The organism is Limnothrix sp. PR1529, from assembly GCF_002742025.1.
GTDB lineage: Bacteria > Cyanobacteriota > Cyanobacteriia > CACIAM-69d > CACIAM-69d > CACIAM-69d.
Genome location: NZ_LIRO01000134.1, coordinates 1 through 16,720, shown reverse-complemented (window position 1 = coordinate 16,720; position 16,720 = coordinate 1). Strand labels below are relative to the sequence as shown.

The 16,720-nt window shown below is 51.5% G+C and carries 12 protein-coding genes; 5 read left to right on the top strand and 7 right to left on the bottom strand.

Annotated elements, in window-relative coordinates; translation table 11 throughout:
* Positions 1-420: 420 nt before the first annotated feature.
* From argF to AMR42_RS18410, 4 genes are all read right to left on the bottom strand, one after another.
* Entirely contained in the window at positions 421-1,356 is a 936-nt protein-coding gene (gene argF, locus AMR42_RS18425; protein WP_099535218.1) for an ornithine carbamoyltransferase, read from the bottom strand.
* Between the two features lie 288 nt (positions 1,357-1,644).
* The gene (locus AMR42_RS18420; protein ID WP_099535169.1) at positions 1,645-2,136 is read right to left on the bottom strand and encodes a Crp/Fnr family transcriptional regulator; all 492 of its coding nucleotides are present in this window, start codon (positions 2,134-2,136) and stop codon (positions 1,645-1,647) included.
* Positions 2,137-2,411: 275 nt separating this feature from the next.
* Entirely contained in the window at positions 2,412-3,077 is a 666-nt protein-coding gene (locus AMR42_RS18415) for a HEAT repeat domain-containing protein (protein ID WP_099535167.1), read from the bottom strand.
* Positions 3,078-3,341: 264 nt separating this feature from the next.
* Positions 3,342-3,929, bottom strand: coding sequence for a DUF3611 family protein (locus AMR42_RS18410; protein ID WP_158234543.1), 588 nt, complete (start codon positions 3,927-3,929; stop codon positions 3,342-3,344).
* Between the two features lie 172 nt (positions 3,930-4,101).
* Here AMR42_RS18410 and AMR42_RS18405 point away from each other — a divergent pair, with 172 nt between their 5' ends.
* On the top strand, positions 4,102-4,644 hold the full coding sequence (locus AMR42_RS18405) for a cofactor assembly of complex C subunit B (protein WP_099535163.1): 543 nt from the start codon (positions 4,102-4,104) through the stop codon (positions 4,642-4,644).
* 272 nt (positions 4,645-4,916) lie between these two features.
* On the opposite strand, the gene AMR42_RS18400 is transcribed toward AMR42_RS18405, so the two are convergent.
* Together AMR42_RS18400 and leuS are read right to left on the bottom strand one after the other, a co-directional pair.
* Entirely contained in the window at positions 4,917-7,775 is a 2,859-nt protein-coding gene (locus AMR42_RS18400) for a chromosome partitioning protein ParA (protein WP_099535161.1), read from the bottom strand.
* A gap of 487 nt (positions 7,776-8,262) precedes the next feature.
* Positions 8,263-10,851, bottom strand: coding sequence for a leucine--tRNA ligase (leuS, locus tag AMR42_RS18395; protein ID WP_099535159.1), 2,589 nt, complete (start codon positions 10,849-10,851; stop codon positions 8,263-8,265).
* Between the two features lie 152 nt (positions 10,852-11,003).
* Here leuS and AMR42_RS18390 point away from each other — a divergent pair, with 152 nt between their 5' ends.
* The 3 genes from AMR42_RS18390 (at position 11,004) to AMR42_RS18380 (ending at position 13,346) form a co-directional block, all read left to right on the top strand.
* Positions 11,004-12,212 carry a DUF262 domain-containing protein gene (locus tag AMR42_RS18390; protein WP_099535157.1) on the top strand — a complete coding sequence of 403 codons (1,209 nt, stop codon included), beginning with the start codon at positions 11,004-11,006 and terminating at the stop codon, positions 12,210-12,212.
* Between the two features lie 5 nt (positions 12,213-12,217).
* Positions 12,218-12,694, top strand: coding sequence for a HEPN domain-containing protein (locus AMR42_RS18385; RefSeq protein WP_143473178.1), 477 nt, complete (start codon positions 12,218-12,220; stop codon positions 12,692-12,694).
* Between the two features lie 127 nt (positions 12,695-12,821).
* The gene (locus tag AMR42_RS18380; RefSeq protein ID WP_368670755.1) at positions 12,822-13,346 is read left to right on the top strand and encodes a Uma2 family endonuclease; all 525 of its coding nucleotides are present in this window, start codon (positions 12,822-12,824) and stop codon (positions 13,344-13,346) included.
* A gap of 68 nt (positions 13,347-13,414) precedes the next feature.
* Here AMR42_RS18380 and crtH read toward each other — a convergent pair whose 3' ends face one another.
* Positions 13,415-14,926, bottom strand: coding sequence for a carotenoid isomerase (gene crtH / locus AMR42_RS18375; RefSeq protein ID WP_199858244.1), 1,512 nt, complete (start codon positions 14,924-14,926; stop codon positions 13,415-13,417).
* Positions 14,927-15,797: 871 nt separating this feature from the next.
* Here crtH and upp point away from each other — a divergent pair.
* Positions 15,798-16,451, top strand: coding sequence for a uracil phosphoribosyltransferase (gene upp, locus AMR42_RS18365; RefSeq protein ID WP_099535149.1), 654 nt, complete (start codon positions 15,798-15,800; stop codon positions 16,449-16,451).
* The last annotated feature ends 269 nt before the right edge of the window (positions 16,452-16,720 follow it).

The window sequence follows — 16,720 nt, the reverse complement described above, 5'->3', positions numbered from 1 at the left end:
TTCCCGATCGAGATACAAGCACCGAGAACTGCGACAGAATCATGGCAAAATTTCAAAAAACCGTTGAAGATTGCACAAAATCAGCCAATAGCAACCGTATGGCTCCCTGAACCTCCGGGGAGAGGCCAGGGCAGCGCAGGACGAGGCTGGCGGTGCGGCCTCACGATCGACTCCAGGGCGATCGAGTGGGGCTGGGCTGGTCATCTCCGAGATTATTTCTGAATTTTAAGTATTAAAAATAACGTTAACTTTCTCCGGGCTGAGTCCTGTGAGGAAGTCGATCAACCCAGGGAGTTAACCGAGGCGATCGGGTGAGGCGATCGACCCAGGTGATCGGTTGAGGCGTTTAATCCGCCATGAGTCCACGGGGCTGCACCCCAACCGATCGGCCTCAGGATGTCATTCTCAGGATGTCATTTCCTAGGCATCGGGGCCCAAAATGCTGACCAACAGGGCTTTTTGCACATGCAGCCGATTTTCAGCCTGATCCCAAACCCGTGACTGAGATCCCTCGATCGCCCCATCGGTGATTTCCTCGCCCCGGTGTGCGGGCAAACAATGGAGCACGATCGCCTCCGGATCCGCCTTGGCCAGCAGATCTTCATTGAGCTGATAGGGAGCAAATAGGCTCTTGCGGGCTTCCGCCTCGTCTTCTTGGCCCATGCTGGCCCACACATCGGTGTAGAGCATTTGGGCCCCGGCCGCCGCCGCGATCGGATCCGTGGTGACCACAACACTGGCGCGATCGCCCGCCAACTCGATCGCCCGCTGCACCATTTGTCCATTGGGTTCATAGCCCGGCGGCGTGGCAATCCGCACATTCACCCCCGCCATAGCACAGGCCATCATCAAGGAATGGGCCACATTGTTGCCATCACCCACATAGGTCACCGTCAGGCCCGCCAAAGTGCCAAAGGCCTCCTGCACCGTCAGCAAATCTGCCAAGGCCTGACAAGGGTGGGCCAAATCGCTGAGGGCATTAATGACCGGCACGCCGGAATAATCCCGGAAGGTTTCCAAGTCCGCTTGGTCAAAGGTGCGAATGGCCATCACATCCAAGTAGCGCCCCAGCACCCGCGCCGTATCCTCCAGGGGTTCCCCTCGGCTCACTTGGGTCACCATTGGGTTCAGGTCAATTACTTGGCCGCCCAGTTGATACATCGCCACCGTGAAGCTAACGCGGGTGCGGGTTGACGCTTTGGAAAACAACAGACCAAGCACTTTGTTGCAAATGGGCGTGATCGTCCCAGCTTTGAGCTGTGCTGCCAGAGACAGCAACGCTTGTAGTTCATCGCGATCGATATCCGCCAGACTCAGGAAACTGCGCCCTTTAAGTTGTGCTGGGATGGCATCCATAAAACGATATTCCCAAGAAATTTGGAGTTGGGTGATGGGGCTTGGTACGGGGCTGTTGTGATGGGGCGATCGGGCCAGGGCAAGCAGCCAACAGCCCAGGAGCCACGGCCAACCCAAGGGGCTGGCTCCCGCTGTGCCGTCACCAAAGGCCAGTCTCCCGATCGAGCCGCGTCCCGGAAAGCTCCAATCCTACTACTAGGCGTTGGTGGAAACAGCGTCGAAATGCACTGCTTTTCGGGGCTGTCATCTGAAATATGGACTGCGATCGCCTGTTTTGCGATTGCCGGTTTAAAGAAAACTCCATTCGCCAAAGAGATTGTGGGTTGTGCTTTGGATCTCCGCTTGGTGACCATAAAAGTCCACAACCTTTTGGGTCATGTGGGCGGCCCGCTCGGCAATGGTGGAAGCCAAATGGAGGGTGACGATGGCACAGGCCGCATCGCCGCCATAGAGCCGGGCCCGCAACGTGTTGAACCCAATGGCGATCGCGGAAACGTCCGTGGCCGTGGTCACATTGGCGGAACTCAGCTCGCCACTGAAAAAACTAATTTCGCCCAAAATCGTGGGAGCCGACAGCACATTCAGTTCCCGTTCACCCAAGTCAGTGTTTAAGGTGATGCGAACCTGACCGCTGGATAGGAAGAAGATGTGGCTGCCGGGTTTCCCCTGGTGAATGATGGTGCGATCGGCTGGGATGGTTCCCGACTGGCAGGAGGAGAGAAATCGCTGAAACTGTTCAGCGGTCAGGTCTCGGAATGCAGGAAAATCGCGAAAATTCATCTTCGCTCACTCGGCGGCCCCTGAAGATTTCCCATAGTCTATCCCGGGGGCCAAAGGGGCAAGGCTACGGTTGCGACCGTTCAATTGAGTGGTTTTTGACCCGCAGCCTGTGGATGGGCCAATGGGGCTGTGGGTTGCGGGTCGTTAACTCGCTAGTTAACTTGCTAGTTAACTCATGGATGGTTAACGGTTGGTTGTTAACTCATGGATGGTTAACGAGTGGTGATTAACGGTTGGTGGTTAACGGGTTGCTAACGAAATGATCGCGTGCTGGGTCAGCCCTTGGCCGCCAACTGCTCGATCGCCCATTGGGCCCGCAGCCGCACCACGAGATCCGTATCAGCAGTCGCCCGATCGCGTAACAAACCTAACACGCGATTGCCCAGCGTCGGTTGCGATTGCGCCAGCCCCTCCAGCCCCGCGATCGCCGCATAGCGCACCACCCATTCCAAATCCGTTGCATTCACCGTCAAGACCGCCAACACCCGATCGCGTGCCATCGGCACTTGCTCCGCCGCCATTCGTGCCCAACGCAACGCCCCCAACCCTTGGGCCGCCGCCCGCCGCACACTGGGAGCAAAATCCGTTTCAGCCGCCGCCAACAACAGTTCCAAAGCCCGAGGGTCGGCAATTTGGGCCAGTGCTCGCAAGGCCCAAGCCCGCGCCGTGTAGTTATAGCCATCCACCTGGGCCAAAATTGGCTCCACCGCCGTTTCCCCCAGAGCCACCAGCCCTTCCACCGCTGCCACCGCCGCTCCGGGGTTGTTGTATCCCAGCACGGCCATCAGGGTAGGGATCGCTGCCGGATCCTGGGCCGCCGCGAGCGATCGCACCGCGCCAACCATCTTGGCCACCGAGTCCGCCTCATCCACCGCCCGGATGAGTTGCGACAGATCAGGCGACAAATCCGAAGACAGCTCAGGGGAAGGGGCGATCGACATGGGTATAGCTCCGTTGGAATTGAGTAACTGTTGTTTTGAGTAACTGTTTTTTAAAAATTGGGATTTTTTGAAAGTGGGATTTTTGAAGATTGGCTTTGAAATCAACAACTTGAAATCAACAACTTGAAATCAACAACTTGAAATCAACAACTTGAAATCAACAACTTGAAATCAACAACTTGAAATCAACAACTTGAAATCAACAACTTGAAATCAACAAAAAGCCAATGGGGACGTTTTTAAACCCCTTCCAGGGCGATCGCCTCAATCGCCGCTTGACCCAGCCTTGCTGATGCGATCGATCAACCAAAGATTGGCCGTCAAATTGCAAAAATGAGCAAACATCCCGTGCGTGTTTCCCAACACCACAAACACATCCAACGCTTGAATAAAGCGACTCGGATCCACAAAACCCAAATTAAACGGACTGCTTTGCATCAATAGCTTATTCGTGAGCTGGCCCGTCACGGCCTCCGCCCCCACCAGGGCCAACCCCAAACCAAACAGATTAATCAAAACCCCCAGCCGGAGCCGCTTGAGGGTGTCTGCCTTGGATGGTCGGGCGTTTTTCGGGGCCTGGAGCCGCCGCGCATGTTGCGTGTTGGTGAAGGTGTAATAGATGCTGGCCAGCAAAGTCAGCATCGCCACCACGGCCACCGCCAACCCTCCGATCGAACCCGGGCCCGGCCCCACCGGAACTGCGCCGGGCGTGGGGCTGGTGCGCGCAAACAGCATGGGCGTGGTCAGCAACAGCAGAATACTGCCGATCACCCCAAGAAAAATTTGGATCCAAAAGCTGATGGTGCTGGTGCGACCCATCAGGCGGGCAATGCGTTCAACTTGGCTAACCACGGTGGGCTGGGAGCGGACACGACTGATCACCTTAACATGCTCGATCGCGCGGCCCCGAGTCCGATATGCTGATGGGAGCTGGGTTTGTAACTAATTGTTGCAGTTGTTGCCAGAAACGCCACCAGCCCAGCACCTTCCTCATCCCCCATCGCCCCACATCCCGTCACTCGCCATGTCCAACGATGTCGTTGTCTCGTCCACGCTGTTCTTGACGGTGTTGATGTTAATCGGCCTGGTCTTCTTCATCCGCGCTTCCGCCAAAGACCGCACGGAACTGGCTTGCTACATCCCCGAAACCATTCCGGAAACCGAACTGCGCGATCGGCTCCGAGGCTACTTCTCAGGGCGATCGTATCGCTTGGTGAATCGGGATGCAGACAATGATCGCGTCACCTTTGAAGGCCTGGTGGCCGCCAGTCCCACCCTTGCCATTTTCCTCAGCATCCTTGCAGCCGGCGGGTTGCTGTGTCTGGGACTCGTTTTGTCCATGACCATTCCCCAAATCCAGAATGCTGGATTAGCCCTAGTCCTCCTGGCCCCGGCCGCCGGTTGGTTCTATCAACGCAAAGCCCAGCGCACCGAACAAGTGCAATTGCAGCTCGAAACCAACGATCAAGGGGCGATCGCCCGGCTCTGGGTCAAAGCCCACCGCGACGAACTCATCGCTCTCGAAGCGTCCCTCGGCCTCGAACCCACCCGACCCGCCAGCCACTAACCCAATCATGCAAAGCTGGGCCGGTTGCTGGGCAGAGCCAAAGAAACATTTGGGCAACACTCAGCAATCGTTAAGGATGCAATTAACAATCGATTGAAACCCAGTCTAAAAGTCGGCTAACTGACTAATCAGATCACCCCTCCGAAAGGTTGCAGACAATTGCTGCAAAGAGAGAGCAGAAGCTGAATAAAGATGGTGAATTGCATCCTCAATAATTTGCTGATATCAACAAATCTGCGACTTCGTGATGTGATTCAAGAATATAAATTACTTTAGGACAATCCACTTTTCTTAAGTGCCTTCTGCCAAAGTCCTAAAAATGGAGATCGCCCACCTTTAGCATTTGTAAACCCTAACCCTAGTCGAAGCATTTCCGTTAGCCAATAAGAGCCAGATTTGGGGTCACGAAATACTGCACCCTCTATTTCAAGAGACCTGACTTCATCTGTAGTTAGTTCTAGGTCTTCTCGATTGAAGGGTACTTTTTTCTTGCTTGTATCAAGATCTTTCAGCTTTGAAAAAATTGTGTCTAGAGATGGATTCTCTTGCGTAATTTCTCGGATTTTGTTAACCGCACATTTACTGAGTGCATCACGCATTGCGCCAGGGACAAGCACACGATCAAAATATATCTTTTGCTCTCGATACTTAGTATTTTCGTTGGAGCCTTTAGCAGACTCATGCAAAAATCTTACTAAGTCCCGTGATTGAATCTGGATATTGAAATCGCACAAAGCAGCAAGAGCAAATTTCCAAGAAGTAGCTTCCCTAGATTTTGCAGAGCCAACTAGCTTACCCCACAGAAATTCTAATTTTGTGATCAATTCTTGTTGGTTCGTCATTCCTTGAACTGCTTCTGGCTTATCCTCGATCACCTCCGAGACTGAGCAAACCCACAGAACCAGTTGGAGGGCTTCTGTTAACCCCCAGCGCAACGCATAGCGATCATAGCGAGTGCGAAACTGCTCTAAGTTTTGCTTGATGACTAATTTGACAAAATCGGATCGAACAAAAATTAGGACACCAAGAGGACGTGCAGGATACTGACTTAACCATTCAGGCACTGATTGCAGAAGAGACCTCAAAGCTGTTTGCTCTGCTGGATTCTGACCAATCTTTTGGAAAATGTTTTCTAGCCCATCAAACAGCATGATGACTGATTGCTGTTTTTCTAGCAGAGTATTAATTAGGGAGCGGCCAGCACCAGACTCATCGGGATTGAAATCGAGTTGCCATGCCATTAAGTCTAGCCAGCGATCAATCCACTCAGATTCTGTTAAATCTTCCTTCAGCCACTTCTCAATCCACTTTTGAGCATAAAGGTATAGACTTTCTTCTTGAAAAGCACTTGAATGCTCAACTGGTATTGAAGTAGAGAGAGATAACTGATTCAGAGTATGCCTCTTGCACTCAAATACTAGTTGTTTAGCCTGATTATTGAGGCTTATAGAATGTATCGCAATTCCGATTGAACATTGAATGTCAACTTGTGAATTGCTAATTGTTTTTTGAATGAATTTAGACCAGATTTGACAACGAACAATCTGCAAGAACGTATAGGTTTTTCCAGAACCCTTTGAGCCAATCATCACTACAATTGGTGCTTGTTTGGAATAACTAGAGGCAAGATTATTTAACGCATCAGTTGGCAGAAAGCGATCACTTTCTGCATATTCTGCAAAAATCATTTTTCTGGCTGTTTGAGCCAATTTTTGGCGTTGCTCGTTTATATTCGCGCCATTGGATAATTCAGATAAATTAGAGGACGCTGCTAGAACGCTAGCCTTGCCTCGGACAACCTCTAGTAATGTCTCCCAGGATGAATTGTTTAAATTGTTGAATACTGCGAGCAGTGGTTTTAGCTCTGTCCAATGATTGGGTTGAATCTGTAGGCTGTCTGAGTAGTATGTCGGTGTGATCTGGACAACTTCAGTGAGGTTTTCAGCAGCAATAGTAAAGTCATCATCACCACTGAACTCTTCTTGATTAGTATCTCGACTATCAATAAGTTGAGATGCTGCATCTGTCAAAGCTTGTTCTGCTTCTTGTTTGATTGACCCAATTCCTTGCCGATTAATGGGTAATTGAGAAAGAATAACTTGGGGCATTATGTCACATTCTCGAAAACTCGGTGATCGCTCACCAATTAGGCGCAATAAACTACAAGTTCCTAATATTGACTGCTGACTGAGCGTTGTGACAAAGACTCGGTAAATTCGAGGATCGAGCAGGAATGCCGATGAAAGCTCAGTCAACCCAGCTCTCAGATCGATAATGATTGCTCTGACTCCCAAGACTAGACCAAGACGACCAATCAAGTCTGTCAGGCTAAATGGATTCTGACTTCCTCGGATAAAGTGTTGCGGCAGAATTTCTGCAGTGTTTAACTGTCCGATTTGCCGAAAAACAGGCATTACAAAGAGCCGATCAACTCTTTGAGCAGATAGGCGGTTAGCAACTAAGCTAGTCGTTACTTGATATTGATCTGAACTATCTTCATGGGCTAAAGCCAGTAAATCTGCAAAGGAGATCAGTGGCTCGCCCAACAATCCATCGAAAATCCAACTAATGCCTGGTGCTTCTAAGTCTGCATCGATCACCAAAAAGCTATGATCTGCGTTTTTAAATTCATCTAATAGCTTCTCTGAAAATGCCATTGCGTGGGTTGTTCTCCCAACACCACCTTTAAAGGAGTGAAAAGCGAAGATCGGTGGATATTGTTCATCCAGAGGCGGAGGAGCCTCGGGTTGATCTAGACTCTTTGCGTCAACTGCCAGAATAGTTGAAGGGCGTGATAACTGTGGCGTTAATTGGTTTTTAGATAACTGTTCATCATCGTCTTCTTCTAGGAAAATAGGTAGATTACGCGGTGATTCGACTAAAGACTCTAGACGAATCATTAGCTGATCATCAGTTGTCTTAACTAGGCGAGCTTCAAATAACTGCTCCAGCCAGGTTTGAATTGCACTGTTACTACCGGACCTGATGCCTAAATTAAGGCTACTACGAGATGCATTAGCCCAAAGTAAATCGGACGGCCAACGCTGGTTTGGATCTTTTCCAGCATGAATTTTGAGAAATACATCCTCGACATCAACCCATGTATATAGACGCGATCCTGATGGCAGCATAGTTAATAATCAATCTTATCTAATCTGACTGTGAAGGTACTGCAAGATTTTGGCTAGCCAATCAACTAGGGTCTGTCGAGAATTTGCGCAGCTTGAATTTGTATCAGGTAAAAAGTCAATCCCGTAACGCAAGGCTTCATGTGCATCTTTCACTGATATAGTCTTCCGATCTCCCTCAAGCGAGATGTATGGCTTAGGTGAAGATAGCCCACCTAAATCATGGACTGAAATGCCCAGAAACTTGATGATGCTAGGTAGATCATGAGTTAGCACGGGATGCTTCTTTCGATCCTGAATTTGATTCGTATTGCTCAGGTTTTCTCGCTGCATCACTAGGTATTTGAGTCCACACTCTGCGGCATAGAAGCGAATAAGATCTAGTGATGGATGATTGGAATTAGCGCAGGACTTGAGGCACTTGACATGTGTTTTGTATGCGTGCCTCAAGTTTTGACTGGATACATTCAGCATAGCGTTGCAGTCAGTACTACACCACAAAATTCACCAGCTTGCCAGGGACGACGATCGCCTTTTTCACCTCCTGACCGGCAATGTGCTTTTGGGCCACATCGCTGTTGAGGGCGAGCTGTTCTAGGGTGTCCTTGTCAGTGCCTGCCGGAACTTGAATCGTGCCGCGCGTTTTGCCCTTGATTTGAATCACGATCGTCACCTCATCGGCCACCAACGCGGATTCATCCAAAGCGGGCCAAGTCGCCGCATGAACCGAGCCGGACTGCCCGATCGCCCCCCACAATTCTTCGGTTAAATGGGGTGCAAAGGGAGCCAGCAACAACACCAGGGTTTGAATCCCTTCCGCAAAAACCGGCGTGGTTTTGTTGGCGTAATCATTGAGCGCATTACTGAGCTTCATCAACTCAGAAATGGCCGTGTTCAATTGATAGTCTTCGGCCAAATCTTCCGACACTTCCTTGATGGCGGTGTGGATGGCGCGGCGCAGGTCTTTTTCGGCTTTTGGATCGGGGGCGATCGCCTCGCCGGCCTGGGCTTCCAGGGAGTTGCTGACCAACCGCCACACGCGATTCAGGAAGCGGAATTGCCCTTCCACATCCGCATCGTCCCACTCCAAATCCTTCTCCGGCGGCGCTTTGAACAGCACAAACATTCGCGACGTATCCGCGCCATATTTCGCGAGTACGCCCTCGGGATCAACACCGTTGTATTTGGACTTGGACATTTTTTCGTAGACCGACACCAGCGGATCGCCTGTGGCCGGGTCTTTCGGCTGGCTGGGATCGCTGAAATCCACATCGGCCGGGGCGATGTATTTGCCCGTGGTCGGGTTTTTGTAGGCCATGGCTTGCACCATGCCTTGGGTCAGCAGGCGGCTGAAGGGTTCATCGAAGTTCAGCAAGCCGCGATCGCGCAGCACTTTCGTGAAAAAGCGCGAGTAGAGCAGGTGCAAAATCGCGTGCTCAATGCCGCCCACGTATTGATCGACTGGGGCCCAAGCGTTGGTCTTGGCCGGGTCGAAGGCGGCGGACTCGTTGCGCGCGTCGGGATAGCGCAGGAAATACCAGGAGGAATCGATGAAGGTGTCCATGGTGTCCGTTTCCCGCTTGGCTGGTGTGCCACAGGTGGGACAAGGCACGTTCACCCAGTCGTCCAGCTTGGCCAGGGGCGAGGGGCCGCGCCCGGAAAACTGCACATTGCTGGGCAATTCCACCGGCAATTGGTCGTCGGGTACGGGCACTGCGCCACAGTTGGGGCAATGGACGATCGGGATCGGCACACCCCAATAGCGCTGGCGGGAAATCAGCCAATCCCGCAGCCGGTATTGCACCTTCGCTTTGCCCCAGCCTTGGGCCTCAGCAAATTCGGTGATTTTGGCCTTGGCTTCGGGGGAAGGCGTGCCGTCGAATTGCCCCGAGTTCACCAATACGCCCGTTTCCGTATAGGCCGCCGTCAGATCAGCGGCATCGGCTGACGCGCCTGCTTCCGGCACAATCACCACCTTCAGGGGCAAGCCGTTGTTTTTGGCGAATTGGAAATCCCGCTGATCATGGGTGGGCACGCCCATCACCGCACCCGTGCCGTATTCGTAGAGCACGTAATCGGCAATCCAAATCGGAATTTCTTCACCGGTAAAGGGGTTCAGCGCCGTGCCGCCCGTGGGGATGCCGCGCTTGGGTTTGTCGTCGGCGGTGCGATCAATCTCGCTTTGGGCGGAAATTTCCTGTACGAAGGCTGCCACGGCTGACTGGCGATCAGCCGTCGTCACTTGGGCCACCAAGGGATGCTCGGGAGCCAACACCACGTAGGTCACGCCATAGACCGTATCGGGGCGGGTGGTGAAGACAGTGATTTTGGTGTCGGCCAGGGCGGCATTGCCGACGATCGGGAAGTCCAGCAAGGCTCCGGTGGATTTGCCGATCCAGTTAGCCTGCATGGTTTTCACCCGCTCGGGCCAGCCGGTTAGCTTGTCCAAATCCGTCAGCAATTGTTCGGCGTAGTCGGTGATTTTGAAGAACCACTGACGCAGCAACCGTTTTTCGACCAACGCGCCCGATCGCCAGGATTTGCCCTCGCTGTCCACCTGTTCGTTGGCCAAAACGGTTTGGTCGATCGGGTCCCAATTCACCGTGGCTTCCTTTTGATAAGCCAGCCCGGCGGCGAAAAATTGCAGGAAAATCCACTGCGTCCAGCGGTAATAGTCCGGGCGGCAGGTGGCCACTTCGCGCTCCCAGTCGTAGGAGAGGCCCAAGCGCTGAAGCTGGCCCTTCATTTGGGCGATGTTTTGCTCCGTCCAAACGGCGGGATGCACGCCCCGATCGATCGCCGCGTTCTCAGCGGGCAAGCCAAAGGCATCCCAGCCCATCGGGTGCAACACCTGGTAGCCCTGCATCCGTCGCACCCGGGCGATCGCATCGGTGATCGAATAGTTGCGGACATGGCCCATGTGCAAATTCCCTGAGGGGTAGGGGAACATGGACAGGGCGTAAAACTTTTTGTGCTCCTGGGAGCGATCGGCTAGGTCAGGCGTGCGATCGGCGTTTTGCTCGGCCCAAACGGCTTGCCACTTTGCTTCGATTTCGTTGGGGTTATAGCGAGCGTCCACGGCGATCGATCCTCCTGGGGGCAACGGTTGGCGATTCTATACTGTATCGCAACTCACTGGCCTCACCAGTTTCAACCTGCTGTCTCTGGGGGGCGGTGCTATGATCACTAATAATTCACGATGCATAGATTGGTTTCAAACCGTTAAAAACTATGGAAGCTAATCTTGTTCCCTCAGAAACAGCATCAGATGATCAAGTTCTAGAAGAAACTTCCGAAGCTAAATCTGCCAGCTCAAATGGAAACTCAGAAGCTGACATAGAAGGTGATGTTGATGATGGAGTTCCTCCTGTCTACTATTCAATTAGTAGCTATGGTGCAGATTTTGATGTTTATGGATTAATTAAAAGACTAGAACGGGGCGAGATCATCATTCCTGATTTTCAGCGATCTTATTCTTGGAAAATTGAACAAGCTTCTCGGCTGATAGAATCTTTTTTGCTGGGAATTCCCGTTCCCGGAATATTCTTAGTACGAGAAAATGAAACCAATAAACTGATCGTCATGGATGGTCGGCAACGATTAAAAAGCTTACAGTGCTTTTACAGTGGTCAGTTTCCTGAAAAACCAGGATCTGACCAATATATCGACTTTGTACTCTCGGGTAGAATTGCCCCACAGTTTATTGGTAAGTCCTATAAAACTCTGAGTGCCAGTGATCAGCGAAAACTCGATGATTCGATAATTTCTACCACCATTATTCGAGAAGATTCATCCATGCCAGAGGAAGGCAGTAAGCAGACTGTTACATATTATATTTTTGAGCGTCTCAATACTGGAGAAAATCAACCCTTTCCTCAAGAAATTCGAGCTGCTATTTATCATGGAAGATTGAACGATCTACTATCTAATTTGAATGCCCATGAGCAGTGGCAAAAAATTTTCCAAGGTAGAAAGTCAATAAAGTCCCCGAATTTTAGTCAGGGCATGAAGGATCAAGAACTGATTTTGCGTTTTTTAGCACTGTACTTCGAGCTATGTAAGTACAAGGGTGGAATGAAAGAATTTCTAAATATTTTTATGAAAGAAAATCGTTCTCTTGATCAAAACTATACTGATGTGCAGATGCGATTAGTATTTGAAAAAACAGTTGACTTGGTATATGTCTGTATAGGAGAAAAAGCTTTTCGTCCCCGACGTGGACTCCACGTTGCTGTGTTTGATGCAGTAATGGTTGCGCTAGCCAAGCGATTGGATCAAAAGCCAGTTCAGGATCTTGTGGCGCTAAAAGAAGCTTATGATCAGTTGCTGGTTAGCGAAGAGTTTCGACGAGTCAGCATCGATTCTGAAAAAGTGACCGATACTGAAGAGGTTCATAAGCGAATTGACCTGGCAACCCTGGCTTTTGAGACTGTGCCCTAGTGATCATGGCTTCATCATCTCTACGGAATTTTTATCAAAATAAAAGTCGAATTGATTCATCAATCAAACGAGCTAAGTCAGTAGAGGATATGCAGATTCAAAGTGACCTTGCTCGTTATATATGTATTCGCATTGCAGGATTGATTGAGACGACAGTTAGAGATTTTTACACTGAGTATGCAGAATCAAAATCGACTCAAAATGTAGCCAAATATGTTGGCCATAAACTTGAGAAGTTTCAAAATCCTGACATGAATAAATTAAAGATGCTAGCAACAGAATTTAGTGAAAGTTGGGGTCAGGAATTAGAAGAATTAGAAGAAATAGATCGATTGGCAGTTACCAGTATCGTAAAAACTAGGCATAGCATTGCTCATGGCGGTGATACTAGTATCAGTTTAGCAATAGTTGAAGCTTATTATAAGCGGGTACTAAAGGTTCTACTAGTTATTCAAAACCAATGTGATATCACTGAAGGCTGAATTGATGCTTGGGGTTGGTAGCTTTGCAATCAATAGGATTATTAATATGTCTTCTTCCAGTTCTTCTCTTACTCAATCTATTCACGATCGCCCTCTTGAGCATCCCGCTTGCACTGATGCAGAATTTATGGCGTTGGGACGGGATGGTCATCGTCATGAATGGGTTAACGGACAGCTAATTGATATGGGTAATTCTGGTGCCAAGCATGGGTATTTAGCGATTATTTTGAGTGCGGCTTTGTTTACGGTGGTGGCGGCTCAAAAGTTGGGCGCGTTGTTTGATTCCAGCACTGCCTTCAAGATGAAAAATGGCAACAAGCGATCGCCCGACATTTCTTTCTTTGCCAAGGAGCGGCTTCAGGGATTGGATGACTTACCGATCGGGTTCTTGGAGGGTGCGCCGGATCTGGTGGTTGAAATTCTCTCGCCGACCAATACGATCGAGGAAATTGACGAGAAGCTCATTGAATATTTTGAAAATGGTGCTCGGCTGATCTGGGTGATTAATCCGCGTCAAAATCATGTGTTGGTGTATCGATCGGCAACAGAACCCGATCGCCTGTTGAAATTGACCGATCAATTAGACGGCGAAGAAATCATCCCTGGGTTTTCGTTATCTGTTTCTCAGCTTTTTCAGTCCCGTTCTTTTTAGAGCCGATGACTATTTTAGTGGCCGGTAATTTATCTGCTTAGCGCCAGGGAATGGATTGGGTTTGGACTTTAAACCAAGCCCAGGTCGGCCGCCACTCGGTGAGCACAGGCGAACCCGGAGAAAGCCACCGCGTTGAGGCCTTGGCCAGGAAAAGTGCTGTCGCCCACGCAATAGAGATTTTTAACGGCGGTGCGGTTAAAGGGCATGGTGAGCAAGCCGGGAAGCTTGCGCCGGGGGATCGGCCCATAGGAACCATCCACTCGGCCCAGGAAGCGGCGGTGGGTGCGCGGAGTGCCAATTTCGATGTAGTCGATCGCCGCGTCTAACTGGGGAATAATCGGGGCGAGGCGATCGCACAGTTCCTGTGCTCTTTGTTCCTTTTGAGCTTGGTAGTCTTCGGGGCTGAGATTGAGCCAGTCGCTGATCCAGCAAGGGGTAAACACATGCAGGATGTGGTGATTGAGCGGGGCCAAGTCTGGATCAAGCAGGGTGGGAATTGACACAAATACCGTGCCGTAGGCGGCTTCCATCTGTTCCCAATCCTTGACTAGGATGTGGTGGCAGTCTGTGCCAGCGGGCAGGGCATCGGCGCGCACACCCATGTGGACGCTGAGGAAGCTGGGGGATTTTTGATAGCGCTCTTGCCAACGATCTTCGTCCAGGGGTTGATCCCGATCGAGCAGTTGGCCGAAGGTATCCCAGCGGGTGGCGTTGGAAATCACCCGTTTGGCCCGCAACAGTTCGCCCGAAGCGAGCTTCACACCCACGGCGCGGCCCCCTTCCGTCACAATTTGGGTCACCCGTGCTTTGTATTGAATTCGGCCGCCGTGGGTTTCCAGCCCATCCACCAGCTTTTGGGCAATTTGACCCACGCCGCCTTTGGGATAGTTAATGCCGCCGTAGTGGCGATCGCTGAAAACCATGCCTGCGTTGATAGCTGGGGTGAGATCCGCCGGAACCACTGACCAGCAGTAGCATTCGATATCAATGAATTTCAGTAGTTCCGGATCGCTGATGTAGCGTCGGGCGATCGCCCCGACATTTTGGGGTAAATATTTCACCAAGCCCAAACAGGCCAAGGGATTTTGGAAAAAGACCCGCATGAGGTAGCGCAGTTCTTCGAGCGACAGCAGCTCCATCGCATTCAGACAGTTAAAGATGGTCCAGCACTCGTCATAAAACTGGCGAATGCCTTGGCGCTCGTGGGGGAATCGATCGCCCAGCTCCTGCAAAAACTGTTCGTAGTCCCGATGCACTTTCACTTCCAACTGGTTGGGAAGGTGATAGTGAATTTGCACGGGGTCAGGAATGGTTTCGATCGTTTGGCCCACCGCTGCCAGAGCGCGGGTTAGCAAGTTGGTTGTGCCCTGTTGCCCAAAGCCAAAAATCATCGATGCGCCCACGTCGAAGCGGTAGCCCTCGCGCTCAAAATAGCCAGCGCTGCCGCCAGGGATGAGGTAGCGCTCTAACACCAGCACCTTGGCTCCCTTAGCGGCCAATTGGGTGGCCGTGACCAATCCGCCAATGCCGGAACCAATGACGATCGCATCCCAATCACGGGGCAATGGGTCGGTTTGCATGGCGGTGGTGGTCGGGGCGATCGAGGGCTTATCCACGGCGGTCATGGCGACGGAAAGGGCGAAACAGCAACGGCAAGGCCCAGGGGCGCGGCCATGTTTGAGTGTAGCGTTCTCGTTGCGCGGCTCCAACCCGATCGCCCAGAGATGCCGCTGCTGCTGGTTTTCTCGGGTCGATCGGGCAATAGGTTCAAAGCAATCACCCAAAGCGATCCATTACCCAAAGTGATTAATCACCCAATCCATTACCCAACGTGAATGCTCTGCTGAATTGCTGGGCGTTCAAGGATTCTGGTCATTCAACACCGGAGGCCGATCGGGGCGTTGCCTCTGGGGCATTGTGGAGTCGATTGTGGTTGGGGTGTGCCAACGGCTTTTCAGGATTTATTGCAAGAGTTTGTCGATCAAGGTGGAACCTGAATCGCCGGGCTGGGCTGAAGTGGCGGGGGCGATCGGGTCTCGGTCTTAACCGGAAAATAACCAAAAAAAAAGGACTAATCCGCAATTGCAGACTAGCCCCACCCGCCGTTTACTAGAGAGAAGAACACGCTCAATACAATAGCGGCTACTAGGAATCTTTGTCAACTCTCTTGCAAGATATTCTCATTAGAATTCTTTTCTGACCCCATGCATCCCCCGATCGCCCTGCAATCGCCCCACCACCGATCCTTGCTGGGTGTTGCTTGTATCGATCTCGTATCGATCTCGCGCAATCCAACCAGTACCCGGCAAGCCCGTCCCAACAACCGGGTAAAATCAACCTGAATCTGCCCGTCATCCTAAAATTTCCAGTCGCCGAATTGCGGCCCTTGGCCGTTGTCGGCAGCTTCAGGCCAGGTTGATGGCTCCTTAAACCTTTCCCTTCGCTCTTCCCATGCCGTTGCAACTTCGCGTTTACGTGCCACCCCATGCCCTCATTCAGCATTGGCTGGGTGTGGTGCGCGATGCCCAAACGCCGCCGACTTTGTTTCGCAGTGCGCTGACGGAGTTGGGGCGTTGGCTGGCCTATGAAGCGGTGCGCGAATGGTTGCCCACGGAAACGGCAGAGGTGGAAACGCCTTTGGGAACTTGTCCGGCAACGTTTATTTCGCCCGCCACTCCGATGGCTGTGGTGCCAATTTTGCGAGCAGGGTTGGCGTTGATGGAAGGGATTTTGCCCGTAGTGCCCTTGGCCAGTGTTTATCACTTGGGTTTGGTGCGCAATGAAGAAACCCTGGAGCCATCCTGCTATCTCAATCGGTTACCGGCCCAGTTTCCGGCGGAGGCGCGGGTGCTGATCTCAGAGCCGATGTTGGCAACGGGTGGGTCGATCGAGGCGGCCATGAAGGAATTGACCCAACGGGGCCTCACGCCGGAGCAAATTCGGATTATTTCGATCGTGGCGGCTCCTCCGGCCTTGCAACGTCTGAATCAGCAATTCCCAGGCTTGGTGATTTACACGGCGGCGATCGATGAGTCCGTGAATGATCATGGCTGGATTGTGCCTGGGTTGGGCGATGCGGGCGATCGCGCCTTTGGAACCTTCTAGAGCGGTTTTCTTAGGGGGGTTTTCAGGGGTTTTCGTCGCTTCAGCATCGGTCTCTGCCTTGTCTCATCGATCGCCTTGATTAGTTTGATGGGTCTGATCAACTTGCCGATCGCGATGAAGGCCATTCCCCGGATCATCATTCCCAGCATTACTTTCTGAGCACAAGTCTGAGCACAAGCAACATTCTCAACGCAGGACGAGTTATGGCAAATCGAGAGGGTTTTGGTAGTGGATTTTTTTGGGGGGCCCTGTTGGGGCTGTCTCTTATA

What these genes read in the sequence shown, in the direction of transcription:
- argF (WP_099535218.1), bottom strand. Translation starts at nt 1,356, where the DNA reads ATGGATGCCATCCCAGCACAACTTAAAGGGCGCAGTTTCCTGAGTCTG.
- AMR42_RS18420 (WP_099535169.1), bottom strand. Translation starts at nt 2,136, where the DNA reads ATGAATTTTCGCGATTTTCCTGCATTCCGAGACCTGACCGCTGAACAG.
- AMR42_RS18415 (WP_099535167.1), bottom strand. Translation starts at nt 3,077, where the DNA reads ATGTCGATCGCCCCTTCCCCTGAGCTGTCTTCGGATTTGTCGCCTGAT.
- AMR42_RS18405 (WP_099535163.1), top strand. Translation starts at nt 4,102, where the DNA reads ATGTCCAACGATGTCGTTGTCTCGTCCACGCTGTTCTTGACGGTGTTG.
- AMR42_RS18400 (WP_099535161.1), bottom strand. Translation starts at nt 7,775, where the DNA reads ATGCTGCCATCAGGATCGCGTCTATATACATGGGTTGATGTCGAGGAT.
- AMR42_RS18390 (WP_099535157.1), top strand. Translation starts at nt 11,004, where the DNA reads ATGGAAGCTAATCTTGTTCCCTCAGAAACAGCATCAGATGATCAAGTT.
- AMR42_RS18385 (WP_143473178.1), top strand. Translation starts at nt 12,218, where the DNA reads ATGGCTTCATCATCTCTACGGAATTTTTATCAAAATAAAAGTCGAATT.
- AMR42_RS18380 (WP_368670755.1), top strand. Translation starts at nt 12,822, where the DNA reads ATGGCGTTGGGACGGGATGGTCATCGTCATGAATGGGTTAACGGACAG.
- crtH (WP_199858244.1), bottom strand. Translation starts at nt 14,926, where the DNA reads ATGCAAACCGACCCATTGCCCCGTGATTGGGATGCGATCGTCATTGGT.
- upp (WP_099535149.1), top strand. Translation starts at nt 15,798, where the DNA reads ATGCCGTTGCAACTTCGCGTTTACGTGCCACCCCATGCCCTCATTCAG.